We start from the raw sequence: 25,931 nt of genomic DNA, 5'->3' as shown, positions 1-25,931 counted from the left end.
CGCGCGCCGCCCCTGTTCAGGCCTGATCAGCCCTTCCAGCCGATCGAGACGAAGATGTTGCGGGGCAGGCCGGGATCAAAGCCGCCGCCGGCCCCCGGCCGCACGCGGGCGGCATAGCGTTCATCCAGCAGATTGTTGATGCCGGCGCCGACGGCAAAGCCGCCGCCGATCGGCCAATCGACGCTGGCATCGACCACCCGATAGGCGGGCAGGGCGAAATCGGCGACATTGTTGTCCGCCCCCTGCTGATCGCCGACCGATGTGAAGGTGAGGGCGGCGCGGCGGCCGCCCTTGCCGATATGGGCCAGGGTGGCGCGCAGCAGATGGCCCGGCGCATATTGCGGGGTGAAGCCCGATGCCGCCCCGCGCGTGAAACTGGCATCCAGAAGTTGCAGATTGGCCGACAGCCTGAGCGTGTCGCGCCCCTGGGCCAGGCCATCCGGCCCGATCAGATCCAGCCGCACCGCCAGATCAACGCCCTGGTTGCGCATGGCGCCCACATTCTGCCGCCGCGCGCCGCCCGCACCCACCGCGCCAAAGCGGCCGATGGCCGGCAGCGGCCCGGCCAGGAAGCCGACCTGATCCTCGAAGGTGACGCGGAACAGGCTGGCATCGATGCGCAGCGGCTTGGCCACCTGGGCCTGCACGCCGGCTTCCATGGTGAAGCTGTAGCTGGCCTCGAAGGTACCGGCGGCATCGATGCCGGCCTGGAAGGTGACGCCATCATTGTAGAGCAGCGGTTTGAAGCCGCGGCTGGCATTGGCGACAAGGCGCAGATCGGGGCTGGCATCCCAGGTGGCGCCGATGCCCCACAGCGCAATCGTGCTGATGTTGCGCAGATTGCCCAGCGTGCCGTTGGCGGTGCCGGGCCCGCCGCCCGTGGCGCTGCCGACGCCCAGATCGAGGGATTCGACCACGCGCTGGCGCAGCCGTTCCAGCCGGAAACCGGGTACGATCTGCACAGCGCCCAGGCCCAGTTTCAATTCGCCAAACAGGGCGGCGGCATCGCCGGTGCGGGTGGCGCGGGCCAGCGCGCCGGCGGTGCCGGCAAAATCGGCGTTGCTGGCGCCCTTGTCGACAAACACCGGCGCGCTGGACGTGTGGCCCAGTGCGCCGATGGTCAGGCTGTGCTGGGCCTGGCCGCCGAAATCATGGCGCAGGCGCACATCGATGCCAGCGGTGTCAAAGGCTTGCAGCTGGCGGATCAGCACGTTGGCGGTGGGGGTGACAGCGCCGAAGCCGCCACCGGCCTGACGCCAGCTTTCGCGCTCGAACCGGCTGTAGAAGGCGCGGGCCGTCAGCTGCGTCGTGTCATCCAGCTGCCAATCGAGGCCCAGCGATGGCGCGATGCGCTGCAGGCGGATGCGATCGAACGGGGTGGAGCCGTCGCGCCGGTCAGCGTCCATGCGGGCGCGGGAGAGGCCGCCGGGTTCGCCGAAATCGCCCTGATAATAATCCAGCGACAGGGTGAGGGTGAGATCATCGCCCAGCACATGCCCGCGCAGGCGGCCGGTCAGCTGCTCATGATCGCTGTTGACCCGGCGCGGGCCGTCACCGGCGGCATAATAGACCAGCGCATCGGCGGCGAGGCGGCCGTTGGAGATGTTCAGGCTGGCGGCGCCTTGCCGCCCCTCCCAACTGCCCAGGGTGAGGCGGGCGCTGCCTTCCACCCCGGCGGTGCGGCGCGGGCCCTTCATCACATAGTTGATCGCGCCGCCCGGCTGCGGGCCATAGAGCAGGCCGGCGGCACCCCGGATGAATTCCACCCGCTCCACCGCTTCGAGCGGTGGGATGAAATAGGCGGCCGGGTAGCTGTACATGTCGGGCACGGCCGGCACGGCATCCTGCAGGGTGAGGATGTTCCAGCTTTCGTGCGGCTCACCCAGGCCGCGATAGGACAGCGAGGCCCAGGAGCCGTTCGACACTTCAGAGACCAGGATGCCGGGGATATCGGCCAGCGCGACGCGCAGGTTGCGGCTGGCCACCGGCGGCAGATCGCCCAGCACGGCGACATCGCCCAGCTTGCCGGCAAAGATCAGCGTGCCGGCCAGATCGGGCAGGCGATCCGCATCGCGCCTTGCGGTGACGATGATGGTGGCCGCCGCACCGGCATCGCCATCGGGCGCCGCGGTTTCAGCCAGCGCCGGGGCGGCGGTGTACAACAGCAGACCGGCCAGCAGGCGGACGGGGCGGGACATGGCGACTCCTTCAAAGCTTGCGGAGCCGTAATGTTGCTATTGAGAATGATTGTCAACAGCGGAAATCAGATCGGCTTGGCGCCGTGCTGATCGGCCCAGTGGCGCACCCGGTCGCGCAAGGCGCTGTGGCTGGCAGGGGCGCTGTCAGGCTCGGCAAAGGTCTCGACAATCTCGAACCGGAAGGTGGCTTCGCCATGCCGGGCCCAGGCCTTTTGCAGGCTGGGCTGGGTGTGGCCGCCCTGGCGCAGGGAGAACCAGTGGCGATTCTGGATGGTGGCCAGATCGGGCGCGCTGCCCACCCAGGCCTCGCCACTGGCGGTGCAGCGGATCAGGTAGATGCCGGGCGTGGCCTTTCGTTCCTTGTACGCCGCGATCGCGGCCTTGCGATCCTGGGTCATTGCGCTGCTCCACGTTGCTCTTTGGCTGGGCCTTGACCCGTTTAATTTACCCGGATAAAAATAACGGCATGGCGCTCACCCTGTCAACCCGTTGTTCCGCCTTTGCCGATGGCCGCAGTGTGGCGCAGGGGGTGCTGGCCGATGTGTTGCCGGTGCTGGCGGCATGGCCGGCGGATCAGGCGGCGCCGCTGTTGTTTGACGATGCCAGCGGTGAGCAGCTGGATGTTGACCCGCGCCAACCGCCGCCCGCCGATCTGCCGCCTTCTCGTGGCCGCGGCCGGCCGAAGCTGGGGGTGACGGCGCGGGAGGTGACATTGCTGCCGCGCCAGTGGGACTGGCTGGCGCGCCAGCGTGGCGGCGCGTCGGCGGCGCTGCGCCGGCTGGTGGACGAGGCGCGCCGGCAGGATGCGGGCCGCGCCGCCCGCCGCGCCGCGCAGGAACGTTGCTATCGCTTCCTCACCGCCGTGGCCGGCGATCTGCCGGGCTATGAGGAGGTGATCCGCGCCCTGTTTGCCGGCGACACGGCGACCATGGCGGCGCGCCTGGCTGGCTGGCCGGCGGATGTCGCCGATCATGCGCTGGCCCTGGCCACTCCCGATCCGGATTGAGCGCCGGCGTTGACGCCGCCGCCGGCCCCGGCGCATGGAAGGCGCGATGGCCAAGCTCTATTTCTATTATGCGTCGATGAACGCCGGCAAATCGACGGTGTTGCTGCAATCCAGCTTCAACTATCGCGAGCGGGGCATGAACACGCTGCTGTTCACCGCCGCGCTGGATGACCGGGCCGGGGTGGGCACCATTGCCTCGCGCATCGGCTTGAGCGCGCCGGCGCAGCTGTTCGAGCCGGGGCTGGACCTGTTTGCCGCCATCGCTGCGGCCCATGCCACAGAGACGGTGCATTGCGTGTTGGTCGACGAGGCGCAGTTCCTGACGCAGACCCAGGTATGGCAGCTGGCGCGGGTGGCGGACGAACTGGGCATTCCGGTGCTGTGTTATGGCCTGCGCACCGATTTCCTGGGCCATTTGTTTGAAGGCAGCGCCAGCCTGCTGGCCATTGCCGATGTGCTCAGCGAGATGAAGGCGGTGTGCAGTTGTGGCCGCAAGGCGACGATGAATTTGCGCATTGACGGCCAGGGCCGTGCCGTCACCTCTGGCCAGCAGACCGAAATTGGTGGCAATGATCGTTATGTCGCCCTGTGCCGCCGGCATTTCACCGCCGCGCTGGGTGGGCAGTATCAGCCGTGAAGGGGGCGAAGCCATGACCAGCGTCTATGAATTCAGCGCGAAGACCATCGATGGCCGTGAGGTTTCGATGAAGGATTTCGAGGGCAAGGTGCTGCTGATCGTCAACACCGCGTCGAAATGCGGCTTCACCCCGCAATATGAGGGGTTGGAGGCGCTCCACAAGAAATACGGCCCCAAGGGCTTTGCCGTGCTGGGGTTCCCCTGCAACCAGTTCGGCGCGCAGGAGCCGGGCAATGCGGAGGAAATCGCCAATTTCTGCAAGCTGACCTATGACGTGGATTTCCCGCTGTTTGCCAAGGTGGATGTGAACGGCGACAAGGCGCACCCGCTGTTCCAGATGCTGAAGAAGGCGGCGCCGGGCCTGTTGGGCAGCGAGGCGATCAAGTGGAACTTCACCAAGTTCCTGGTGGACGCGCACGGCCAGGTGCAGGAGCGCTTTGCGCCGGCCACCAAGCCCGAGGCGCTGGGCAACCAGATCGAGAAGCTGCTGGCGAAAGCCTGACATCATGGCCGCCACCGCGCCCAATGATCTTTCGAACTGGTGGATGCCGTTCAGCGACAACCGCTATTTCAAGGCCAACCCGCGCCTGCTCGCAGCGGCGAAGGACATGCATTACACCACCGCCGATGGCCGCCGCGTGCTGGATGGCACTGCCGGCCTGTGGTGCGTGAATGCCGGCCATGGCCGCGAGCCGATCGTGCGGGCGATCCAGGAGCAGGCCGCGACGCTGGATTTCGCGCCGACCTTCCAGCTCGGCCATCCCCTGGCCTTCCAGCTGGCGGCGCGGGTGGCCGGGATCATGCCGGATGGGCTCGATCGGGTGTTCTTCACCAACTCCGGATCGGAAAGCGTTGATACCGCATTGAAGATCGCGCTGGCCTATTGGCGGGCGCGGGGGCAGGGCCAGCGCACACGGCTGATCGGGCGGGAGCGCGGTTATCACGGGGTGGGCTTTGGCGGCATTTCGGTGGGCGGCATCGTCACCAACCGCCGCGCCTTTGGGCCCGGCCTGACCGGCGTTGACCATCTGCCGCACACGCATGACCCGGCGCGCAACGCCTTCAGCCGCGGCCAGCCTGCCCATGGCGCCGATCTGGCGGATCGGCTGGAGGCGATCATTGCCCTGCACGGCGCCGACACGATCGCGGCGGTGATCGTCGAGCCGCTGGCCGGATCGACGGGCGTGCTGGTGCCGCCGGTTGGCTATCTGGAGCGGCTGCGGGCGATCACGGCGCACCACGGCATATTGCTGATCTTTGACGAGGTGATTTCCGGCTGTGGCCGGCTGGGCGCCGCCACCGCGGCGGAGCGGTTCGGGGTGACGCCCGATCTCATCTGCCTGGCCAAGGGGCTGACCAACGCCGCCGTGCCGATGGGTGCGGTGGCCGTGAGCCGCCACGTGCATGATGCCATTGTCGATGCGCCCGGTGATGCGCCGGGGATCGAACTGTTCCACGGTTATACCTATTCCGCCCATGCGCTGGCCTGTGCGGCCGGCATTGCCACGCTCGATCTTTATGCCAGCGAAGGCCTGTTTGCCCGGGCGCGCGGGCTGGAGGATGTGTGGGCGGATGCGCTGCACGGGCTGAAGGGCCTGCCGCACGTGATCGATATTCGCAATTTCGGCCTGGTGGCCGGGATCGAGCTCAGCCCTCGCCCCGATGCGCCGGGCGCGCGCGGGCAGGATATTTTCCGCAGCATGTTCGATGCCGGTCTGCTGATCCGGGTGACGGGCGACATCATCGCGCTGTCACCGCCGCTGATCATCAGCACGGACCAGATTGGCGAGATGGTTGACCGGCTGGCGCAGGGCTTGCGGCAGTTGGCCTGACCCGGCCGGTACAGCGCCGGTTCAGGCAGGCCTTGCATTACGGCGATGTAATCTTTTTCGCCGACAAGCCTTGGCAAACAGGGGCTCGCCCCCTAAATGCCGGCTGTGCCGCGCGGGTGCGACAGGAGTTTCATGGCCGCCAAGGACCTTACCCAGATGGATCTCAACCGGCTCGTGTGGCGCTGGTTGGGTGATATTGTCTGGCCGGAACGCAATTATTTCTGGCTGGCCATCATCTATGGCCTGGGCATTGCCCTGTTGGGCCTGGCGGTGCCGGTTTCGGTGCAGCTGTTGATCAACAGCATCGCCAGCACGGCGTTGCCGGTGCCGCTGTTCACCCTGTCGGCGCTGCTGTTCGGGCTGCTGATCGTGTCGGGCCTGTTGTCGGTGCTGCGCATCCATCTGATGGAATTGTATCGCCGCCGCTTCATGGCGCGGCTGGTGGCCGATCTGACCATGCGGGTGATCAATGCCGCCGATCCGTTTTTCCACGACACGCGCCGCTTTGACCTGTTCAACCGCTATTTCGAGCTGGTGAACATGCAGAAGGCGATCCCGTCGCTGCTGATCGGCGGGTTCACCATCATCTTGGGCATGATTGTCGGCTTTGTGGTGACCAGTTTCTATCACCCCTTCTTTCTGGCCTTCAATCTGGTGCTGATCGCGCTGCTCGCCGCCGTGTGGGCACTGTGGTCGAAGGGGGCGATGAAGACCTCCATCAACCTCAGCCACGAAAAGTACAACGCGGCGCATTTTCTGGAGACGATTGGCGCCTCCAACGGCTTCTACAAATCGGCCCGGCACATCGATTATGCCCTGAAGGGGGCGGAGGCGGTGACGGCCAATTATGTGAACGCCCACGCGGCCCACTTCCGCTACCAGTTCCCGCAGACCATCGCGCTCTATTTCCTCTATGCCGCCGCGAGTGCCGGGCTGCTGGCGCTGGGCGGCTGGCTGGTGATCCAGGAAGAACTGTCGATCGGCCAGCTGGTGGCCGCCGAGCTGATCCTGTCGGGCGTGTTTGCCGGCATGAACAGCCTCTATTCCTATCTCGACGATCTTTATGATGCCGTCGCCTCGGTGGAGGAATTGTCGCTGCTTTATGGGCTGCAGCAGGAACCGCCGGTGCCGGCCGGCGTGGCGCCGCCGCGTTCGGGCGCGCTGACCTTCACCCATGTCAAGACATCGGTGCTGTCGGGCGAGGCGGAGATCAACCTGGAAATCCCCGAGGCGAGCCGGCTGATCTGCCAGGGCGTGCCCGGCATGGAGCGGGCCTTTGCCGACCTGATGAAGCGGCTGAACCGCCCCAGCGCCGGCATGGTGACGATTAGCGGCGTCGATCTGGCGATGATGGACCCGCTGGCGCTGCGCAGCCAGGTGATGGTGCTGGACCGTGCGGCCATCGTCGAATCAACGATCAGCGATTATCTGACGCTGGCCAACCCCAATCGCAATGCCGCCGATCATCTGGAGGCGCTGCGGCTGGTGGGGCTGGAAGACCGGGTGGCCATGCTGCCCGACGGGATGCAGACCCGCCTGTCGTCCACGGGCGCGCCATTCACCGTGGCCAAGATGATGCAGCTGAAGCTGGCCGCATCCATCCTGTCGGAACCGCGCATCCTGGTGATGTCGCCGCTGTTCGACACGGTGCCGCTGGCGCGCCTGAACGCCGTGTTTGCCCGCTTGCGCAGCAGCCGCACCACCATGCTCTATTTCACCAACCGACCGGAAGCGGTGACGCTGGATGGCTGGATGTGGCTGGGCCTGACGCAGCAGCGGATCACCGACGTGCGGGCGGAGTTTGATGCGCTGCGCGATGCGGCCGGCCGGGAGATGACCGATGGCGATTGAGCCGCAGGCCACCGCCGCCGCATTCCAGACCCTGGCGCGGTTGCGCCCGCCGCGCATCATGCGGGTGGTGGGCTGGATGGTGATGATCGGCATCGCCCTGTTCCTGCTGTTCATCACGCTGGTGCCCTGGGTGCAGACGGCACAGGGCAACGGCAGCGTGATCGCCTTCGACCCGCGCGACCGGCAGCAGAACATCACCGCGCTGGTGCCCGGCCGGCTGGACCGCTGGTTTGTCACCGATGGCGCCCGCGTGAAGGCTGGCGAGCCGATTGCCCGGGTGATCGACATCGATCCCGATTATCTGCAGCGCCTGCAGGCCGAACGCGCGCAGAAGCTGGCGGAAATCGCCGCCACCGAAGCGGCCATGGCCACCGCGATGCGCGATGTGAAGCGCATGGCGACCCTGTATGGCGAAGGGCTGGCCGCCCGCCGCGACATGGAGCTGGCGCAAATCAAGGTGGCGGAATTCCGCGCCAAGATCGCCTCCTCCCGGGCGGAGATCAACAAGATCGACGTGAACCTGCGCCGCCAATCCGAACAGATGATCCGCGCGCCGCGCGATGGCCGCATCATGCGCGTGGCCAGCATCGATGTCGCCACCATCGTCAAGCAGGGTGATCTGCTGGCCACCTTCGTGCCCGAACAGTCGCGCCGGGTGGTGGAGCTGTATGTTGATGGCCGCGATGTGCCGTTGATCCATGTGGGCCGGCGTGTGCGCCTGGAGTTCGAAGGCTGGCCGGCGATCCAGTTTTCCGGCTGGCCGTCGGTGGCCAAGGGCTATTTCGATGGCCAGGTGGCGGCGGTGGATCTGAATGCATCGCCCAACGGCCTGTTTCGCCTGCTGGTGACGGAAAGCCCGGATCGCGATCCCTGGCCCGATGAACGTTCGGTGCGGCTGGGGGCCAAGGTGCGCGGCTGGGTGCAGATGAACACGGTGCCGATCTGGTTCGAACTGTGGCGCCTGCTGAATGATTTCCCGCTGCAGTTCACGCGCCCCGGTGCCAGCCCGGCCGAAACCGGCCAGTTGAAGGCCGACGCCAAGGCAGACGATGCCAAGGCCAAGTAAGTCCGCCCTGCTGCTGGCGCCGATGCTTGCCCTGGTGCTGGTGGTGCCGGCCGCCGGGCAGGCCCCGCGCGGCAAGCCGGGATCCAGCCCGGCGCTGGAGGCGGATGCACGCGATGCGGCGCGGCCGCTGCCAGAGGCGACAGCGCCGCTGGCCCTGCCCGAGTTGCTGGCCAACAGCCGTTTTCACGCGCCGCAGCTGCTGGAGGCGCTGGCCCGGGTGCGCGGTGCCGAGGGCCGGCTGCTGACCACCGAAGGCGCGTTCGACACGTTGTTCAGCGCCGAGATCGATGCCCGGCCGACCGGCTTTTTCGACGGGGCCGATGCCGGCGTGCGGCTGATGCAGCCGCTCGCCGCCAATGGCGGCAATATCTATGCCGGCTATGACATTGCCCGCGGGCGCTTTCCCAGCTCGCAAACCAGCAACAACACCGCGTTGTATGGCCGGGTGACGGTGGGCACGTTGTTTTCGCTGCTGCGCGACCGCGACATTGATGAGCGCCGCTTCAACCGCACGCTGGCGGCCGGCGAGGTGGAATTGGCCGACAATGACCGGTTGCTGGTGGCAATCGGCGTGCAGGCGCGCGCCGTGGCGGCATGGAACAACTGGGTGATCGCCGGACAACGCGTGGCGGTGTTCAAGGGCCTGTTGCAACTGGCGCTGGATCGCCAGGCCGGCTTCAAGCGCCAGGTGGCCGAAGGGCTGCGTCCCGCCATCCTGTTGACCGAGAATGAGCAGAATATCCTGCGCCGCCAGACCCTGGTGGTGCAGGCCGAACAGGCGTTGCAGCAGGCGGCGGTCAACCTGTCGCTGTTCTGGCGCGATGCGGACGGCAATCCGGTGGTGCCGACGGCCGATCGGCTGCCGCGCGCGCTGCCGCAGCCGTTGCCGGTGGCCGAGGATGTGATGGCGGCGCTGGAAAACCGGCCGGACCTGAAGGTGGTGGACGTGCGCATTGGCCTGGCTCGGCAGCGGCTGGCGCTGGATCGCAACAATTTCCTGCCCAGGCTGGATCTGAAGGCCGAGGTGAACCAGTATCTGGGCGAAGCCGGGCTGGCAGGCCGGGCCTATACCGGCACCGAATCGAAACTGGGCCTGAACCTGACCGTGCCGATCCAGCAGCGCGCGGCGCGCGGCCGCCTGAACCAGACCCAGGCCGATATCGAAGGCTTCCAGCAGCGCCGCCGCTTCATCGAGGATCAGATCCGTGTCGAGATCGGCAGTCTTTCGGTGGCAGCGCGGCAGGCGCGGCGGCTGTTGGGCATCGCCATCGATGAGCAGGACCGCGCGCTCGCCATGGCCAGTGCCGAGCGCCGCCGTTTCCAGGAAGGGGCATCGGATTTCTTCCTCGTCAATATTCGCGAGGAGGCGGCCGCCGATGCCCAGGTGCGCCGGCTGGATGCCGCCTTCCGGCAGATTGTCGCCCATGCCGATCTGGCTGCTGCCACGGCCGATCTGAAGGCCCTGGGCCTTGTCGGCGGCTGAACCGGGCTTGCGGGCGCCATGCCGTGGTGGCAGGACAGGGGCATGACGGCGCGACGGCCTGGCCTGTTCTTCGTCGCTGCCTGTGTGGCGGCGCTGGCCCTGCGCCTGATCCTGCCGGCCGGCTGGATGCCGGTGGCCAGCGGCGACGGCATGGTGATCAGCCTGTGCAGTGGCACGGCGGCGGCTGATCCGGCATCGCCGGCTGGCAGCCCCGACCAGCCTTGTGGTTTCGCCTTGGCCCTGGAGCCCCTGTTGCTGACGGCGGCGCTGTTGCTGCCTTTGCTGGCCCTGCCCGCGATGCCGGTGCGAGTTGTGCTGCGCCAGCGCATGCAGGCCCATCGGCACCGCCCGCGCCCGCCAGGCCAGGGGCCGCCCGCCCGCTGATTGCCGCTGCCGGCCCAGGCCGGTCCCATGTTGCAATCAGGAGCATGATTTCATGAAGACCCTGGCATTTGCGGCCCTGTTGGGCCTGCCAGCCATGGCCGCCGCCCATGATTATGGCGTTGGCCCCATCCACATCGATCATCCGGTGATCCGCGTGGCCAGCCCGGCATCGAAAACCGGTGCCGGCTATATGGTCATTCGCAACCGCGGCGGCGTGGCCGATCGGTTGGTGGCCGTGGTGACCGATGCCGCCAACCGTTCTGATCTGCATGGCACCGTGGCGCAGGGCCAGGTGATGCAGATGCGCAGCGCGGCGGGCGGGGTGGCACTGCCGCCGGGCGGCAGCGTGGCCTTTGCGCCCGGTGGCCTGCACGTGATGTTCATCGGCCTGAAGGCGCCGGTGCCGGCCGGCCGGATGATCAAGGCCCGGCTGACCTTTGCGCGTGCCGGCTCGGTGGACGTGATGTTCAAGGCCGAGACCGCCGCCAGCGTCCACCAGCATTGATGACCACAAGAGGAGAACCACGATGATGACGATGAGGATGCTTGCCACCCTGGCTGCCCTGGCTGCAGCCGCGCCAGCCGCCGCGCAGGATGCCAAAGCCGGCGAGAAGGCCTTTGTGCAGTGCAAGGCCTGCCACAGTGTGGTGGCCGGCCAGAACCGCATCGGCCCGTCGCTGGCGGGTGTGGCCGGCCGGCGTATAGCCAGCGTGCCGGGGTTCAACTATTCGGCGGCGCTGAAAAAGCGCACCGGCACCTGGACCGATGCCAACATGAACGCCTGGCTCACCCGGCCGTCGGCCTGAACGCCGGGCACCCGCATGGCCTTTGCCGGCATTGGCGACGCCAAGCGCCGGGCCGACATGATCGCCTATCTGAAAACGCTGAAGTGAGCCGGGCCGCCGGCTGGGCCGATCAGCCCAGCCGGCGGTTCAGCGTGATGCTGATCACATGGTTGCCGGGGTTGCGGCCCGGCCGGTTGGCATATTGGTGCATGTAGCCGGCCTCCAGATTGAGGTGCGGGCTGAGCGGTTGCAGCCAACCGACGAAACTGCGCTGCTGATCGAACCCGCGCCGCGCGCCCCAATCGGTGCTGTTGAAGGCAAGGAAGCTTTCGCTGATCAGCAAGGGCCCTGCCGTGCCCTTGCCGTTGAGTGGCAGTTGCAGCCGCCACATCATCCGCAGGCGCCAGCCCAGATCCTGGGCATTTTCAACCATGCGCTCTTCCAGCCGCCAGCGGGTGATGAGGGCGTGGCCGTTGCTGTTGCGGACCACCGGCGCCATGATCTGCTGCCACAGCCGATGTTCGTCACTGCTGATGCCGGGTGCCGGATTGTTGTGCTGGAAATGATAGCCGGCGTGCAGATCAATGTCGTGCTTCAGCCGCACGCCGACGGCGCCGCGCGCCACGAACTGGCCGAGCCGGCTCGCATCGCTGGTGAATCGCGGCTGGAGTTCGGCCCACAGCAGCAATTTGCCGTCCACCGGCCCCTGGAGCAGCAGGGTGTTCCAGCTTTGCACATCCTGCGCTGCGGCGGGCATGGCGAGCAGGGTGATGGCAAGCGAGGCGAGACGCGTCATGCCCGCGCCATGCCGGTGCGATATGACATGATTGTGACGGTGCCGCTTCATCCCAGGCGGCGGTTGAGCGTGAGGCTGAGCACGTGGTTGCCGGGGTTGCGGCCGGGGCGGTTGAGATAGACGTGCATGTAGCCGGCTTCCAGCGAGAGATGGGAGGAGAGGGGCTGCAGCCAGCCGACAAAGCTGCGGTGCTGGTCAAGCCCGGCGCGTTGGCCCCAGTCGGTGGTGTTCAGGTTGACGAAGTTTTCCGCCATCAGCAGCGGCCCGGCGCTGCCCTTGCCATTGAGCGGCAGTTGCAGCCGCAATTGCGCGCGCAGGCGCAGGCCGGTGTCGCGGCCATCATCGAACCAGCGCTGTTCCAGGCGCCAGCGGTTGATGAGCGTGACGCCATTGGCCCGGCGCAGGAGCGGTGCCTGCACCTGTTGCCAGAGGCGATGTTCGCCGCGTTCGATGCCGGGCGCCGGCAGGTTCAGCTGATATTGGTAGCCAACATAGAGATCGGCATCGCTTCGGGTGCGCAGACCGATGCCAACCCGGCCAAAGACCACGCTGGTACGCGACAGATCATCGGCAAAGCGGGTCGAGGCTTCGACCGACAGCAGCATGCGGCCGTGCACCAGCCCCTGCGCCTGCACGACGTTCCAGCTTTGCACATCCTGTGCCGCTGCCGGCAGCGCCAGCAAGGGCACTGCCAGGCAGGCCGCAATCAGGCGCACCGATCAGGCCTTGAGCACGGAAAAATCGAACGGCAATGTGCGCAGGCGCTTGCCGGTCGCCTGGAAGATGGCGTTGGCCAATGCCGGAGCGACGGCCGGATAGGCCGGCTCGCCCAGCCCTGTCACCGGATAATCCGGCGTGAGGAAGCTGACCTCGATCGGCGGTGCCTCGTCCATGCGCAGCAGCGGCAGATCGCCGAAATTGCGCTGTTCGATGGCGCCGTCGGCGAAGGTGACGGCATGGTTGCGGCAGGCGTTCAGCGCATCGAGCACGCTGCCCTGCACCTGGTTGATGGCGCCGACTGGGTTGACGATCTGGCGGCCAACATCGCCGGCCACCCAGATTTTCTTCACCGTCACCGCACCATCCTTCGACACGCTGGCTTCGATGACATTGGCGAAATAGCCAAGATGGCTGAAGTGGAAGCCGATGCCGAGGCCAGAGCGCGCCGGCAGTTTGCGGCCCCAGCCGGCCATGGCAGCGGCCTTGTCGAGCACGGCGCGCATGCGGCCGGTGTTGTAGCTGGCGCGGCTATTGGGATCGCCGATGATGCGGGCCGGGCCGAGAAAATCGCGGCGGAACTGCAGCGGATCGGCACCGGCGGCGTGGGCCAGTTCATCGATGAAGCCCTGGGTCACAAAGCCGAAGGCGTTGTTGCCGGGCGCGCGCAGGAAGCCGGTCGTGTGGATCAGCGGCAGGATGGTGGCCCCCAGCCGGAAATGATCGACCATACCGGCCGGAAAATCATTGGGCGCGATGCCGGCGGCGCGGGCGAACTTGCCGTCGCGGCCATAGCTGATGAAATGATTGTCCCAAGCGACCACGCGGCCGGCGGTGTCCAGTCCGGCTTCGAGATGGTGCCAGCCGCCGGGGCGCAGGAAATCCTGGGTGACGTCGTCCTCCCGCGTCCAGGTCAGCTTGACCGGGCGGCCGGCCATCCGGGCGATCATGGCGGCTTCGACCATATAATCATTCTGCAGCCGCCGGCCAAAGCCGCCGCCCACCCGCATCATGTGGATACTGATATTCTCCAGCGGCACACCCAATGTCTTGGCCACCGCCTGGCGGCCGGGCTCCGGGTTCTGGGTGGGGGCCCAGATCTCCACCCTGTCGCCGGTCACCCGCGCCGTGCAGTTGATCGGCTCCAGCGGCAGGTGCGGGATGAAGGGATATTCATAGGTGGCGCTGATCCGCTTGGCGGCGCCGGCCATGGCGGTGGTAACATCACCCGTGCTGTGGATGGGCAGGGCCGGCGGCTTGGCCTTGGCTTCGGCGGCCATTTTTGCCCAGGCGGCGCTGGACTGGAAGGCGGCGGGGCTTTCCTCCCACTCCACCTTCAGGGCGCTGCGGGCGCGGCTCGCATGCCAGGTCGTGTCCGCCAGGATGGCGACACCGCCCAATAGCCCTTCATATTCGGGGCTGGCCGGCACGATGAAGGCGTCGCGCACGCCCGGCATTGCCTTGATGGCATCGATATTGGCGGATTTCACCGCGGCGCGTTGCACGCCGGATTTGTGGAAGGCGGCGTGCAGCATGCCGGGCAGCACGGCATCAATGCCATAATCCTGTTTGCCGCTGACAATGGCGCGGTTGTTCACGCCGGGCTGGAAGCTGCCGATCAGGCGGAAATTCTTCGGATCCTTCACCGCCACCTTGGCCGCATCGGGGGCGGGCAGGGCGCTGGCGGCAGCGGCGAACTGGCCATAGGGGGCGCGGCGCTGGCCGTGGATCACCTGGCCCTTGTCGGTCTGCAACTCGGCCAGTGGCACGCCCCAGGCGGTGGCGGCCGCCTGCAGGATCATCGCCCGCGCCGCCGCCCCCACCCGGCGCATATTCTCATAATGGGTCGGCATGGCCTGGCTGCCACCGGCCACCTGCCGGCCATAGAGCTTGGCGTCGGCCATGGTGGGCACGATCTCCACGGCGGCCCAGTCGGCGTCCAGCTCCTCGGCGATCACCATCGGCAGGCTGGTGCGGATGCCCTGGCCCACTTCGGGATTGCTGGCCATGATGCGGATGCGGCCCGTGGGCGGGATCACCACCCAGGCGTTGAGCTGGCCGGCTTCGGCCGCACCGACAGGCTGTGGCGACAGGCCGAGATAGAGGCCGCCGCCGATGGCCGCGCTGGCAAACAGGAAGCTGCGGCGGGAAAGCTCGATGGTCATCGCGGCCTCATGCCTTCAATTGGCTGGTGTCGAATGGCAATTGGCGCAGGCGCTTGCCAGTGGCCTGGAAGATGGCGCCGGCCAGCGCCGGAGCGAGGCTGGGATAGGCCGGCTCGCCAAGGCCGGTGGTGGGGAAATCGGTCGAAATGAATTTCACCTCCACGGCCGGGGCATCGTTCATGCGCGCCAGGCTGTAATCGCCGAAATTCACCTGTTCCACCGCGCCATCGGCAAAGCTGATGCGCTGGCCCAGCGCTGCACCAAGCGCATCAATTACGCTGCCCTGCACCTGGTTCTCCGCACCCGACAGGTTGATGATCTGCTGGCCGACATCGGCCGCCACCCAGATCTTGTGCACCTTCACATCGCCGGCGTCGTTCACGCTGGCTTCCACCACATTGGCGAAATAGCCGAGGTGGCTGAAGTGGAAGGCGATGCCGAGGCCGGTGCGCGGGCCCAGCTTGCGGCCCCAGCGTGCCATCACGGCGGCTTCGTCCACCACCCGGCGCATGCGCCCGGTGTGATAGGGGGTGCCGCTGTTTTCGGCGCCTTCCGCCCCGCCTTCGGCAGCCATCGGGATGGCGCGCGGCGGCCCCAAGAGGGCACGGCGATATTCCAGCGTGTCGCGCCCGGCGGCATGGGCGCACTCATCGATGAAGCCCTGCGTCACAAAGGCAAAGGCGTTGTTGATCGGCGCGCGCAGCCAGCCCAGCGTGGAGGCGATGGGCAGCACCGAGACATCGGCGCGATAATCCTTGATGACGCCGGCCGGGAACAGCGACTGGTCGATGCTGGCCGGCGGATCGAAATTGCCGCCGCGGCCAAAGCTGATGAAATGATCATGCCAGGCGATGATGTCGCCCTTGGCGTCCAGCCCGGCCGCCAGCCGGTGCCAGCCGCCGGGGCGCAGCCAATCATGGGCGAAATCCTGGGCACGATCCCAGGTCAGCTTCACCGGCACGCCGGCGGCCTTGGCAATCACCGCCGCTTCCACCGCCACATCGTTCATCAGGCGCCGGCCAAAACCACCGCCGGAGCGCATCAGGTGCAGCGTGACATCGGCCGGCTTGATGCCCAGCGCCACCGCCACCATGCGGCGGGCGTCCTCAGGCGTCTGGGTGGAAAGCCACAGGGTGCATTTGCCGTCCGTCACCTGCGCGGTGCAGTTCATCGGCTCCAGCGCGGCATGGGCGATGAAGGGATAGGCATAATCGGCGGTCACCTGGCGGGCCGCGCCAGCCAATTTGGCCGGGGCATCGCCATGGTTGATGAAGCCGGGCTTTTGCGGGCCATCCTTGAGCGCCTTGGCCGCCGCCGCTTCCCAGGCAAGGGTGGACTGGAAGGCGGCATCCCCGCCTTCCCATTCGCAGGCCAGCGCATCGCGGCCGCGCAGTGCCGCCCAGGTGCTGGTGGCGATCACGGCGATGCCTTGCGGCAGCACCTCGATCCCCGGCAGCGGCACGTCAATCTCGGCCTTGAGGTCGCGGCGTTCGGCAATGTCGATCACCGCCTTCACGCCGGGCACGGCCAGCGCGGCGGCCTTGTTGGCGCGTTTGAGCTTGCCGCCGAACACCGGCGATTTGGCAAAGGCGGCATAGGCCATGCCGGGCACCCGGGCATCGATGCCGAACAGCGGCTGGCCGCTGACCAGCTTGCCATTGTCCACGCCGGGCACGCGGCGGCCGAGGATGCGGAACTGGCCTGGGTCTTTCAGCGTGACGGTCTTGGGATCGGGGGCCTTCAGCTGGGCGGCGGCGCTGGCCATGTCGGCATAGCGGGCGCTGCGCCCCGAGGGCTTGTGGCGCAGCATGGCGCTGCCGGTGCTGATCTCGGCAGCCGGCACGCCCCAGGCGGTGGCGGCAGCCTGAACCAGCATGGCCCGCGCCGCCGCGCCCAGCCGGCGCATGCGTTCAAACTGGGTGGGGGTGGCCATCGATCCGCCGGCAAGCTGCATGCCATAGACGGCGCGATCGCCGGGGGCCGGCACCACCGTCACCTGCGCCCAATCGACATCCAGTTCCTCGGCAATCATCATCGGGAAGCTGGTGCGCACGCCCTGGCCCACTTCGGGCTGGTGGGCGGTGATGCGGATGGCGCCATCAGCGGCGATCTGCACAAAGGCCGACAACTGGCCGGGAAGGGCGGCACGGGCGCTGCCCAGCTGCCAGCCCAGCGAGAGCCCGCCGCCGGCGACAACGCCGGCCTTGAGCACAGCGCGGCGCGACAGGCTCATGCCGCGGCCGCCTGTTTGATGGCGGCGCGGATGCGGGTGTAGGTGGCGCAGCGGCACAGATTGCCGCTCATCGCGGCATCAATGTCGGCGTCGGTCGGCTTGGGCGTGGACCGCAGCAGGGCTTCGGCTGCGAGCAATTGCCCGGCCTGGCAATAGCCGCATTGGGGCACATCCAGCGCCACCCAGGCATCCTGCAGCTTGCGGCCCCAGGCGCTGGCCGACAGGCCTTCGATGGTGGTGATCTTGGCCGTGCCCACGGCCGAAACCGGGGTCTGGCAGCCGCGCACCGGTTCGCCATCGAGCTGCACCGTGCAGGCGCCGCAGAAGCCGGCGCCACAGCCGAACTTGGTGCCGGTCAGGCCCAGAATATCGCGAAGTGCCCACAGCAGGGGCATGTCGGGATCGGCATTCACCTCGACCGCTTTGCCGTTGATGTTCAGCTTCATGGCTTGCCCCTCCTGCGATGCCCCAGCATAAACATGCCAAGCCGGCGCCGCAATGCGACGGGAGGGACGAATTGACCAACCTCCCAACGCTGGCCTTCCAGCCTCCATCATGATCGCCACGCCGATGTATGGCGGGCAATGTTCCGGCCTCTATGTGCAGGGCCTGCTCCTCATGCTGCAGCGTTGCCAGCAACTGGGCATCGGCGTGGGTTGGAGCCAGATCACCAACGAGGCGTTGATCACCCGCGCCCGCAACGAGCTGGTGCGATTGTTCCTGGCCAGCGATGCCGAGCTGCTGCTGTTCATCGATGCCGATCAGGGCTTTGATGGCGAGGCGATCATGGCGTTGCTGGCCGGTGGGCATGATGTTGTGTGCGGCGTGGTCCCCAGGAAGGAGATCAACTGGCCGGCAGTGGGCCGGGCGGCGGCAGCGGGTGAAATACTTGGCCTGGCCGATCATGCCGGCAGTTTTGCCTTGACCCCGGTAGCACCGGGGCCGGCGGTGCCGGATGCGCAGGGCTTTGTGGAGGTGCGCCATGGCGGCACCGGGGTGATGGCCATCCGCCGCCGGGTGTTTGAAACCCTGGCGCCGCATGTGCCGCGCTATCGCGCCTCGCCCCAGCCCGATGCGCCGCTGGTGCATGAATTTTTCGCCACCAGCATCGATGAGCAGGGCGTGTTGCTGCCCGAAGATTATCATTTCTGCGCGCTTTGGCGGCGGCATGGCGGCCAGGTGTTTGCTCAGACGCTGGCGCGCTTCGGCCATGTTGGAAGCCATGTCTATTCCGGCGATATCCGCAAGAGCGGAGCAAACCTGAGCTGAAGGCGGCAAGGCCGACATTTGGTTACAGTGGTTTGCGGCCATGCTATGTCGTTTTTCGCGCAGGCCGTTGCTGCGTCGTGTTGTTGGGAGCTTGGCGTGCTGGCACCACCCCTGCCTGAGGATGAACTGCTGCGGCTGCAGGTGCTGCATGCGCTATGTATCCTCGACAGCGGGCCGGAGGAGCGGTTTGACCGGTTGACCCGGATGGCGCGCCGGGTGTTTTCGGTGCCGATCGCGCTCGTCAGCCTGCTTGATCTCAACCGGCAATGGTTCAAATCCTGTCAGGGCCTGGGCGTCAACGAAACCGGGCGCGATGTTTCCTTCTGTGGCCATGCGATCCTAGGCGATGAGATTTTCGTGATCCCGGACGCAACGGGGGACAATCGCTTTGCCGACAATCCGCTGGTGACCGGCGATCCCCACATCCGCTTTTATGCCGGATGTCCGTTGCGCGTGTCGCGCGGCGCCAAGGTTGGCACCTTGTGCATCATCGACCAGCAGCCGCGCGGGTTCGGCAGCGAGGATGCGCAGGCCCTGCGCGATCTGGCGGCCATGGTGGAAGACGAGCTTTCGGCCTATCAGGCGGCGATGACCGATCCGCTGACCCGCATCTGGAACCGTCGCGGGTTTTTGACGATGGCGCGGGACAGCCTGGCGCTGTGCGAAGCGCAGGGGCAGGGCGGCACGCTGGTGTGCCTCGACCTGGATGGCTTCAAGCAGATCAACGACCGCCATGGCCATGCGGCCGGTGATGCCGTGCTGGAACGCATCGCGTTCGGCATGAGCAAGTGTTTCCGGTCAACCGATGTGTTTGCCCGCATCGGCGGCGATGAGTTTGTGGCCTGGATGCCTGGTAGCGACGCGGTGGAGGCCCGCGGGGCGACAGCGCGGCTGACCGACTGGCTGCAAGGGCAGGAACTGGCATTGGGGCTGCCGTACCGCTCCGGCTTCAGCGCCGGTTATGTTGATCATCCTGCCGGCAGTGGCGCCGATATCCAGGCGCTGTTGAGCGAGGCCGATGCCGCCATGTATGCCATGAAGTCAGCGCGCCGCAGCGCCGGTTGACATGTTGCTCGCTGGGCCGGCCATGGCCTATGCCCGGCCGATGATGTCGCGCCGCGCCCTGCTCTCGCTTTCTGCCCTCTCGGCCATGGCCGCGGCCTGTTCGCCGCTGGGGGCCTTGAATGGCCTCAACCGGCTGACGCCCGGCGATGGCGGTGTGAAGCAGATCGTTGATGGCGCCGCCTTTGGCCCCGATCCGCGCCAGACGCTGGAAATCTGGGCCCCCAAGGGTGCGACGGGGCCGCTGCCGGTGCTGGTGTTTTTCTATGGTGGCAGTTGGAACAGTGGTCTGCGCGATGGTTATGGCTTTGCCGCGCGGGCGCTGGCGGCCCGCGGATTCCTGGTGGTGGTGCCGGATTATCGGCTGGTGCCGCAGGTGCGTTGGCCGGGTTTTGTCGAAGATGGCGCGGCGGCGCTGAAATGGGTGGCGGCCAACATCGCGGCGCATGGCGGCGATCCGGCCCGCGTGGCGGTGATGGGCCATTCCGCCGGCGCCCATATCGCCCTGCTGCTGGCGCTTGACCGGCGCTGGGGCGTGGCTGATTGGATCAAGGCGGCGGTGGGCCTGGCTGGGCCTTATGATTTCCTGCCCTTTGTGGCCGGTGGGGCGGCCGATGCCGCGCTGGGCAATGCGCCCGATCTGAACGACACCCAGCCGATCCATTTTGCCCGCGGCGATGCCCCGCCGCTGTTGTTGCTGCATGGGCTTGAGGATACGACCGTCCTGCCGCGCAACAGCACGCGATTGGCCAATGCGGTCAATGATCTGGGCGGCCGGGCCGAGGTGAAACTCTATTCTGGCATCGGGCATGTCGGCATCTTGCTCGGGCTTTCAAAGCCGTTTCGCGGCAAGGCGCCGGTGCTCGCCGATGCCAGCAATTTCCTGCTGAAATATCTTACGCTCTGACGAGACCCGCCATCGCCGCTGCGGGTGCGGTGGCAAACACGCTGCGCACCACCCGATCGGGATCAAGGCCAAACAGCCCGGCGACGCTGCCGGCCAGCACGGCGTTGAGGCTGGTGATGGGCAACAGGTCGCGATCCTCGAACAGGCGGGTGAGGCCGGGCCAGTCGCCATGGACGCGGCCGCCGGCCACGCGCCCGCCGGCCAGCAGCACCGCCGATGCGGTGCCATGATCGGTGCCATTGGTGCCATTGACAGCAACGGTGCGGCCGAATTCCGTGGCGCAGATCACCAGCGTGTCGGCCCAGGCCGGGCCCAGGCCGGATTTCAGCGTGGCGATCATCGTGTCGAGCTGGCGCAGTTGTGCGGCCAGCCGCACGGCCTGGCCGGCATGCGTGTCCCACCCGCCGTGATCGAGCACGGCGATGCGTGGGCCGGCTGGCTGGGCGAGCAGGCGCGCGGCGGTGGCGGCCAGTGCGACCGGTCCGCCCGGCCCATCCTGGTTGCCGGCCATCATTTCGGTCGCCATCGCTTCGCCCCACAGGCGGTGGAGGAGAGGGTCACCTTCATACAGCGCTGCCACCCGCATCTTCAGACTGGCGCTGGCATCGGGCAGGCGGCTGGGGGCAAAGCTGGTGGTGGGGGCTGCGCCTTGCAGCAGGGTCGGCAGCGCGGCCGAGATCGCCACGGGCGGCGGCGCCGGCGGCAACAGCGGCAGCAGCCGGTTGAGCCAGCCATCCTTCAGGGCATAGGCAGCATTGCCACCGGTTTCGAGGATGTTCTGGGCATCGAAATGGCTGCGTTCGCGATAGGGGCTGGCGACCGCATGGACGACAGCGGCTTCCTTCGCGGCGAACAGGCCAGCGAATCCCGCCAGCGCCGGGTGGGCGGTGAAGTCGGCGGTGAGCGGCAGCGGTGCGCCAAGTTGTTCGGGCGGGCGGGCCAGCGCGCCGCGCAGCTGCAACAGGCGCGGTTCGTTGGCGGGGCTGATGGCGGCCAGCCCGTCCATGGCGCCGCGCAGGATGATGAACACCAACCGGGATTGTGTGGTGGCTGCCGCCAGCGCCAGGCCGGGATGCAGCGCCAGGCCACCGATCATGCCGGCGCGGGCGATGAGGGAACGGCGATCGATCATCGGCGCAGAAACTCCGGCGAGACCAGCAACAGCGCCATGCCTTCGGCCGGGCTTTCGGCGCGGGCGATGGCGGTGGCGGTGGTGGCGGACAGCACGCCGGGCAGCACGCGGGCGGCGAGGGCGCGCGGATCGGCCGCTGGGGCCAGACTGGCCAACCGGCCAGCCACCTCCACCCGGCGCAGCAGCGCATCGGGCGCGGCCCAGCGGCTGGCGGCATCGGGCCAGCCGGCCGGTGATCCCGGTCGCCAGATCGGCTGGCCCAACTCGTTGAGCATTGGCGCGATGCGGGCGTTGCCGGGGGCATCATTGAGGCCGAGCGCCCGCATGGCCGAAACCGTCCAGTCCCACGGGTTCTTGAACTTGGCGAGCGGCGTGGCCCAGGCTTCGGGCGCGGTGATCAGCGCCTGATAGACGGGCAGCAGCGCACCGCCATTGGCCAGATAGGTGGCAGCAAGCCGGCCCACGAGGTGCGGCGGGGGATCATCGTTGATGAAGTGGCGCGCCAGCTTGGTGGCAAGGTGACGGGCGGTCTGCGGGTGAAGCGCGAGATCGTCGAGGATGGCGCGGGCCTGGGCTTCGCCATCCTGGGCATAGGTCTTGCCGGCCACGGTCACCCGCCCCGGTTCGTGCCAGGCCGGCTGGAAGATGAATTGGCCGGGCGGCGCATCCAGCCCCAAGGGCCGCCGCACGAAGCCGCCGATTGACCAGCCGGTGAGGGCGCGCGCCAGACCGGCGACATCGGCCTGCGTATAATGGCCGGCGCCCAGCGTGTGCAGTTCCAGGATTTCCCGCGCCAGATTTTCGTTGAGCCCGGGCTGGCGGGGGGCGTTGCGGCGGCGCGCCACCTCGGCCAGCAGGCTGCCCGGGCCCACCGATTGCGCCTGATCCAGATAGAACATCATGGCCGGATGGCGGGTGACGGCCAGCAGCAGATCGCTGAACCGGCCAGCGATGTGGGGGCGGATGGCTTCGAATTCGTGCGGGCCGCCCATGGTGGCGGTGGCCAGCTTGTCGGTCGAAATGGCGAAATGGTTGGACCAGAAATGCACCAGCCGCTCGGCAAAGGGGGCGTGACTGGCCAGCGCCAGGGCCAGCCGGGCGCGCACCTGGCCGGCATAGGCGGCACGGAAGGCTTCGCGCCTGGCCTTCTGCTGGGCTTCGGCCAGCGCCTGGGCCTCGGCACCTTTGGGGGGTTCGGGATCGCCGGGCTGGCGCGGAATGCCGCCGATGCCAACCTGGCGCAGTTGGCGCAGATTGTCCCGATATTGCGCCGTCATCGCCGCGGCATCGGGCAGGGCGGCGATGATCGCCGGGCGCGGTTCAAAGGCGCTGAACTGGGCGATCAGCCAGGCCCGGGGATCAGCTGGCGCCGTCGCATCGGGGCGGGCGCCGAGGCCGAAGCGGTTGAGGGCGATGGCAGCGATGCTCATGCAGGCTCAACGTGCCAGTCTGGGCATTTCCCCCGTCCAGCGCCTCAAACGAAACGGGCCCGGCTGCTGCCAGCCGGGCCCGTGATCTTCGCCGGACGGCGTCTTAGCGGTTGACCTGACGGCGCATGAAGCCCGGCACGTCATCATCGCTGGCAGCAGGCGCGACCGGCGTCGGCGCCAGATTCTGCGGCGGCTCGGGCGTGCGCGGCTTGCGGCTCATGCCCATCATGCGTTCGAACAGGGTGAGCGGGCGTTCCGGCGCGGCTGCGACCGGTTCCGGCACCGGATCGGCGGCGGGGCCAGCCACCGGCGCGGGTGCGGCCGGCGGCACGACCGGGGTGAAGGTGAAATTGGCGGGAGCGGGCTCATCCACCTGCTCCGCATCGGCCAGATCGATGGCGTCATCCTCTTCGGCTTCGGCGACGGGCTCAGGCGTCTGTTCCACGGTGTCGAGCACGCGGGCGATGGCCGATTCCGCCACCGGCAGGTCGAGCGCCAGGGCAACCGGTGCCACCGGGGCGGCCGCCACGGCGGGTTCCGGCGTGGTTTCGACCGGTGCGGGTTCACCACCACCCGATGGCGGCGGGGCAGAGAAGATGCTGGGCTGGGCCAGGAAGGCGGCGCCGTTGGTCTTCTTGGCCGGCGCGGTGACCGGCATCGGTTTGGCGGCGGCGTCGATGCCGGTGGCCACCACGCTCACCCGCATCACGCCATCCAGATCGCGGTTGAAGGCGCTGCCAACGATGATGTTGGCATCGGTATCGACCATGTCGCGGATGTAGGAGGCGGCTTCGTCGACTTCCATCAGCTTCAGGTCGTCGCCGCCGGTGATGTTGATGATCACGCCCTTGGCGCCGCGCATGGAGACTTCGTCGAGCAGCGGGTTGGCGATGGCCTTTTGCGCCGCTTCGATGGCGCGGCCGTCGCCGGTGGCTTCGCCGGTGCCCATCATGGCCTTGCCCATCTCGCTCATCACGGTGCGGATGTCGGCAAAGTCGAGGTTGATCAGGCCGGGCATGATCATCAGATCGGTGATGCCACGCACGCCCTGGTGCAGCACCTGATCGGCCATCGCGAACGCATCCTTGAAGGTGGTGTTGGCGTTGGCGATCAGGAAGAGATTCTGGTTCGGGATGATGATCAGCGTGTCGACATGCTTCTGCAGCTCGGCAATGCCTTCCTCGGCCGCCTTCATGCGCTTGCTGCCTTCAAAGCTGAACGGCTTGGTGACGACACCAACGGTCAGGATGCCCTTTTCGCGGGCGGCGCGGGCCACGACCGGGGCGGCGCCGGTGCCGGTGCCGCCGCCCATGCCGGCGGCGATGAAGCACATGTGGGCGCCATCCAGCGCGGTTTCGAGCTGATCAAGCGTTTCCTCGGCAGCGGCGCGGCCGATCTCCGGACGGGCGCCGGCGCCCAGGCCTTGGGTGATTTTCATGCCGAGCTGGATGCGGGTGGCTGCCTTGCTCATCGCCAGCTGCTGGGCATCGGTGTTGGCGACGATGAACTCGACGCCCATCAATTCCGCCTCGATCATGTTGGCCACGGCATTGCAGCCGGCGCCGCCCACGCCCACCACGGCAATGCGCGGCTTGAGTTCGGTCAGTTCCGGCTTGGCGAATTCCAGCATGTCGTGTCTCCCGAGATTGTGGGCATACTAGATGATGCGCGAATCGGGGGAAAGAGTCTTCACAGACTTCCCCACAGTTTTTCGATGACGCCGGTCAAGCCCCGCTTTGGCGCAGCGCTCTCGCTCGACTGCGGCTGGTGCCAGACATCGCCATTGTCGGCCCCGGCAAACAGCACCAGGCCAGCGAGCGCGGCAAAGGCCGGGCCTTCCTGGGCCACCGGCAGGCCCGCCAGGCCGCGCGGCCGGCCGATGCGGACATTGCAGCGCAAATACGTGCCGGCATATTCGCCGATGGACCGCAGATCGGCACCGCCGCCGGTGAGGACAACCCGCCGCGCCTGCGGGCCGACAAAGCCCAGCGCCGACAGCGCGGCGGCGATTTCGCCGAACAGCATGTCGAGCCGGGTGCGGATGACGCCAACCAGCTGGGCGCGCGGCACCTTGATCGGCTCCACGCTGCCATCGTCCACCATCGGCGGGATGATCACCGGATCGGTCTGGTCGCGGGTGGTGGCGACGGCGGCACCGTCGAAGGTTTTCAGCCGTTCCGCATGGCTGCGGCGGGTGGCGAAGGCGGCGGCGATATCATCGGTGATGTCGGCACTGCCCATTGGCACGGTGGCGACACCCACCGGAATGCCGAAGCGATAGACGGCGATGCTGGTGATGCCGGCGCCAATGTCGATCAGGGCGACGCCGATGTCGCGTTCTTCGGCATCGAGCACGGCCAGGCCGGCGGCGAGCGGGGTTGCCACCAGGGACGAGACGCCCAGATGCGCCTGGCCGACGGCACGGCCGAAGTTGAGGATCGCCGGCGTGTCGGCGGCGACGACATGGATATCCATGCCCAGCCGATCGGCATGCAAGCCGAGCGGGCTTTCGACGCCGGGCAGGCCATCGAGGACATAGAGCGCCGGCAGCGCATGGATGATGCTGCGGCCCTTGGGATCAATGGCGGCGCGGCCGGCCTGGCGCAGGGTCACCATGTCGGTCGGGGTGATGCTGGCGCCGGCGATGTCGATCTCGGTCGAGGCCATGCTGCTTGACAGATTGCCCGCGGCAAAGCTGGCCACGACGCTTTCAACCTGGATGCCAGCGGCGCGTTCGGCCTGGTCCATGGCGCCGCGGATAGCCATTTCGGTCTTGTCGAAATCGGTGACGGTGGCGCGCCTGAGGCCGGTGCAGGGCTTTTGCCCGCTGCCGATCACGCGCGGCTCGCCTTCACCGCCAACCAGCGCAATCAGCGCCGCGACCTTCGACGTGCCAACGTCGAGCACGGCAACCGTGCGTTCCGCCTGGCTGCGGCCGAGCGCGGTGGGGAGTGGGATGCGGGGGGGCATGGCGGCGT

At 67.6% G+C, this 25,931-nt stretch carries 24 protein-coding genes; 13 read left to right on the top strand and 11 right to left on the bottom strand.

What is annotated here, in order from left to right; translation table 11 throughout:
* Positions 1–26 precede the first annotated feature (26 nt).
* Both CHU93_RS13455 and CHU93_RS13450 read right to left on the bottom strand, forming a co-directional pair.
* The gene (locus tag CHU93_RS13455) at positions 27–2,198 is read right to left on the bottom strand and encodes a TonB-dependent receptor family protein (protein ID WP_094474675.1); all 2,172 of its coding nucleotides are present in this window, start codon (positions 2,196–2,198) and stop codon (positions 27–29) included.
* Between the two features lie 65 nt (positions 2,199–2,263).
* Positions 2,264–2,596: a GIY-YIG nuclease family protein gene (locus CHU93_RS13450; RefSeq protein ID WP_094474674.1), complete on the bottom strand. Its 333-nt coding sequence runs from the start codon at positions 2,594–2,596 to the stop codon at positions 2,264–2,266.
* A 68-nt stretch (positions 2,597–2,664) separates the two neighbouring features.
* Here CHU93_RS13450 and CHU93_RS13445 point away from each other — a divergent pair, with 68 nt between their 5' ends.
* The 10 genes from CHU93_RS13445 to CHU93_RS13400 all read left to right on the top strand — a co-directional run bounded on the left by CHU93_RS13445 (position 2,665) and on the right by CHU93_RS13400 (position 11,263).
* A complete protein-coding gene (locus CHU93_RS13445) occupies positions 2,665–3,204 on the top strand; it encodes a DUF2239 family protein (protein ID WP_094474673.1) in 540 nt (179 codons plus the stop codon).
* Positions 3,205–3,250: 46 nt separating this feature from the next.
* Positions 3,251–3,841 (top strand): thymidine kinase, encoded by a 591-nt coding sequence (locus CHU93_RS13440; RefSeq protein ID WP_094474727.1) that lies wholly within the window; start codon positions 3,251–3,253, stop codon positions 3,839–3,841.
* Positions 3,842–3,854: 13 nt separating this feature from the next.
* Positions 3,855–4,343, top strand: coding sequence for a glutathione peroxidase (locus tag CHU93_RS13435; RefSeq protein ID WP_094474726.1), 489 nt, complete (start codon positions 3,855–3,857; stop codon positions 4,341–4,343).
* A gap of 4 nt (positions 4,344–4,347) precedes the next feature.
* Entirely contained in the window at positions 4,348–5,673 is a 1,326-nt protein-coding gene (gene aptA / locus CHU93_RS13430) for an omega-aminotransferase AptA (RefSeq protein ID WP_094474672.1), read from the top strand.
* A 132-nt stretch (positions 5,674–5,805) separates the two neighbouring features.
* Positions 5,806–7,524 carry an ATP-binding cassette domain-containing protein gene (locus CHU93_RS13425; RefSeq protein WP_094474671.1) on the top strand — a complete coding sequence of 573 codons (1,719 nt, stop codon included), beginning with the start codon at positions 5,806–5,808 and terminating at the stop codon, positions 7,522–7,524.
* Positions 7,514–8,590 carry an efflux RND transporter periplasmic adaptor subunit gene (locus CHU93_RS13420; protein WP_086115875.1) on the top strand — a complete coding sequence of 359 codons (1,077 nt, stop codon included), beginning with the start codon at positions 7,514–7,516 and terminating at the stop codon, positions 8,588–8,590. Before CHU93_RS13425 ends, CHU93_RS13420 begins: the two co-directional genes overlap by 11 nt.
* Positions 8,574–10,073: a TolC family protein gene (locus CHU93_RS13415; RefSeq protein WP_094474670.1), complete on the top strand. Its 1,500-nt coding sequence runs from the start codon at positions 8,574–8,576 to the stop codon at positions 10,071–10,073. Before CHU93_RS13420 ends, CHU93_RS13415 begins: the two co-directional genes overlap by 17 nt.
* A 42-nt stretch (positions 10,074–10,115) precedes the next feature.
* A complete protein-coding gene (locus tag CHU93_RS13410; RefSeq protein ID WP_094474669.1) occupies positions 10,116–10,457 on the top strand; it encodes a hypothetical protein in 342 nt (113 codons plus the stop codon).
* A gap of 52 nt (positions 10,458–10,509) precedes the next feature.
* A complete protein-coding gene (locus tag CHU93_RS13405; RefSeq protein WP_094474668.1) occupies positions 10,510–10,962 on the top strand; it encodes a copper chaperone PCu(A)C in 453 nt (150 codons plus the stop codon).
* A gap of 31 nt (positions 10,963–10,993) precedes the next feature.
* Complete coding sequence (locus tag CHU93_RS13400) at positions 10,994–11,263, top strand: c-type cytochrome (protein WP_243375685.1); 270 nt, start codon at positions 10,994–10,996, stop codon at positions 11,261–11,263.
* Positions 11,264–11,372: 109 nt separating this feature from the next.
* Here the strand turns inward: CHU93_RS13400 and CHU93_RS13395 are convergent, their stop codons facing one another.
* The 5 genes from CHU93_RS13395 to CHU93_RS13375 are packed head-to-tail and all read right to left on the bottom strand — an operon-like array spanning position 11,373 to position 17,599.
* A complete protein-coding gene (locus tag CHU93_RS13395) occupies positions 11,373–12,038 on the bottom strand; it encodes a DUF2490 domain-containing protein (protein WP_165768738.1) in 666 nt (221 codons plus the stop codon).
* 47 nt (positions 12,039–12,085) lie between these two features.
* Positions 12,086–12,754 carry a DUF2490 domain-containing protein gene (locus CHU93_RS13390; protein ID WP_094474666.1) on the bottom strand — a complete coding sequence of 223 codons (669 nt, stop codon included), beginning with the start codon at positions 12,752–12,754 and terminating at the stop codon, positions 12,086–12,088.
* Positions 12,755–12,757: 3 nt separating this feature from the next.
* Positions 12,758–14,920: a xanthine dehydrogenase family protein molybdopterin-binding subunit gene (locus tag CHU93_RS13385; protein WP_094474665.1), complete on the bottom strand. Its 2,163-nt coding sequence runs from the start codon at positions 14,918–14,920 to the stop codon at positions 12,758–12,760.
* Between the two features lie 7 nt (positions 14,921–14,927).
* Complete coding sequence (locus CHU93_RS13380; protein WP_094474664.1) at positions 14,928–17,153, bottom strand: xanthine dehydrogenase family protein molybdopterin-binding subunit; 2,226 nt, start codon at positions 17,151–17,153, stop codon at positions 14,928–14,930.
* Positions 17,150–17,599, bottom strand: a complete 450-nt coding sequence (locus CHU93_RS13375; protein WP_094474663.1) for a (2Fe-2S)-binding protein — start codon at positions 17,597–17,599, stop codon at positions 17,150–17,152. The genes CHU93_RS13380 and CHU93_RS13375 overlap by 4 nt, the downstream gene beginning before the upstream one ends.
* A gap of 109 nt (positions 17,600–17,708) precedes the next feature.
* On the opposite strand from CHU93_RS13375, the gene CHU93_RS13370 reads away from it, so the two are divergent.
* The 3 genes from CHU93_RS13370 (at position 17,709) to CHU93_RS13360 (ending at position 20,391) form a co-directional block, all read left to right on the top strand.
* Positions 17,709–18,422, top strand: coding sequence for a glycosyltransferase family protein (locus CHU93_RS13370; RefSeq protein ID WP_094474662.1), 714 nt, complete (start codon positions 17,709–17,711; stop codon positions 18,420–18,422).
* A 96-nt stretch (positions 18,423–18,518) separates the two neighbouring features.
* Complete coding sequence (locus tag CHU93_RS13365; RefSeq protein ID WP_094474725.1) at positions 18,519–19,487, top strand: sensor domain-containing diguanylate cyclase; 969 nt, start codon at positions 18,519–18,521, stop codon at positions 19,485–19,487.
* A gap of 1 nt (position 19,488) precedes the next feature.
* Complete coding sequence (locus CHU93_RS13360; protein WP_243375683.1) at positions 19,489–20,391, top strand: alpha/beta hydrolase; 903 nt, start codon at positions 19,489–19,491, stop codon at positions 20,389–20,391.
* Here CHU93_RS13360 and CHU93_RS13355 read toward each other — a convergent pair.
* The 4 genes from CHU93_RS13355 to ftsA all read right to left on the bottom strand — a co-directional run bounded on the left by CHU93_RS13355 (position 20,381) and on the right by ftsA (position 25,923).
* Positions 20,381–21,523 carry a DUF1501 domain-containing protein gene (locus CHU93_RS13355; protein WP_094474661.1) on the bottom strand — a complete coding sequence of 381 codons (1,143 nt, stop codon included), beginning with the start codon at positions 21,521–21,523 and terminating at the stop codon, positions 20,381–20,383. The genes CHU93_RS13360 and CHU93_RS13355 overlap by 11 nt on opposite strands.
* Positions 21,520–22,953, bottom strand: a complete 1,434-nt coding sequence (locus CHU93_RS13350) for a DUF1800 domain-containing protein (protein WP_094474660.1) — start codon at positions 22,951–22,953, stop codon at positions 21,520–21,522. Before CHU93_RS13350 ends, CHU93_RS13355 begins: the two co-directional genes overlap by 4 nt.
* A gap of 103 nt (positions 22,954–23,056) precedes the next feature.
* Complete coding sequence (gene ftsZ, locus CHU93_RS13345; protein WP_094474659.1) at positions 23,057–24,583, bottom strand: cell division protein FtsZ; 1,527 nt, start codon at positions 24,581–24,583, stop codon at positions 23,057–23,059.
* Positions 24,584–24,642: 59 nt separating this feature from the next.
* Positions 24,643–25,923, bottom strand: coding sequence for a cell division protein FtsA (gene ftsA, locus CHU93_RS13340; RefSeq protein WP_094474658.1), 1,281 nt, complete (start codon positions 25,921–25,923; stop codon positions 24,643–24,645).
* Between the last annotated feature and the right edge of the window lie 8 nt (positions 25,924–25,931).

Origin of the sequence: Sandarakinorhabdus cyanobacteriorum (genome assembly GCF_002251755.1) — a bacterium.
GTDB lineage: Bacteria > Pseudomonadota > Alphaproteobacteria > Sphingomonadales > Sphingomonadaceae > Sandarakinorhabdus > Sandarakinorhabdus cyanobacteriorum.
The sequence above is the reverse complement of the archived record's forward strand: the minus strand, read 5'-3'. Positions and strand labels throughout refer to the sequence as shown.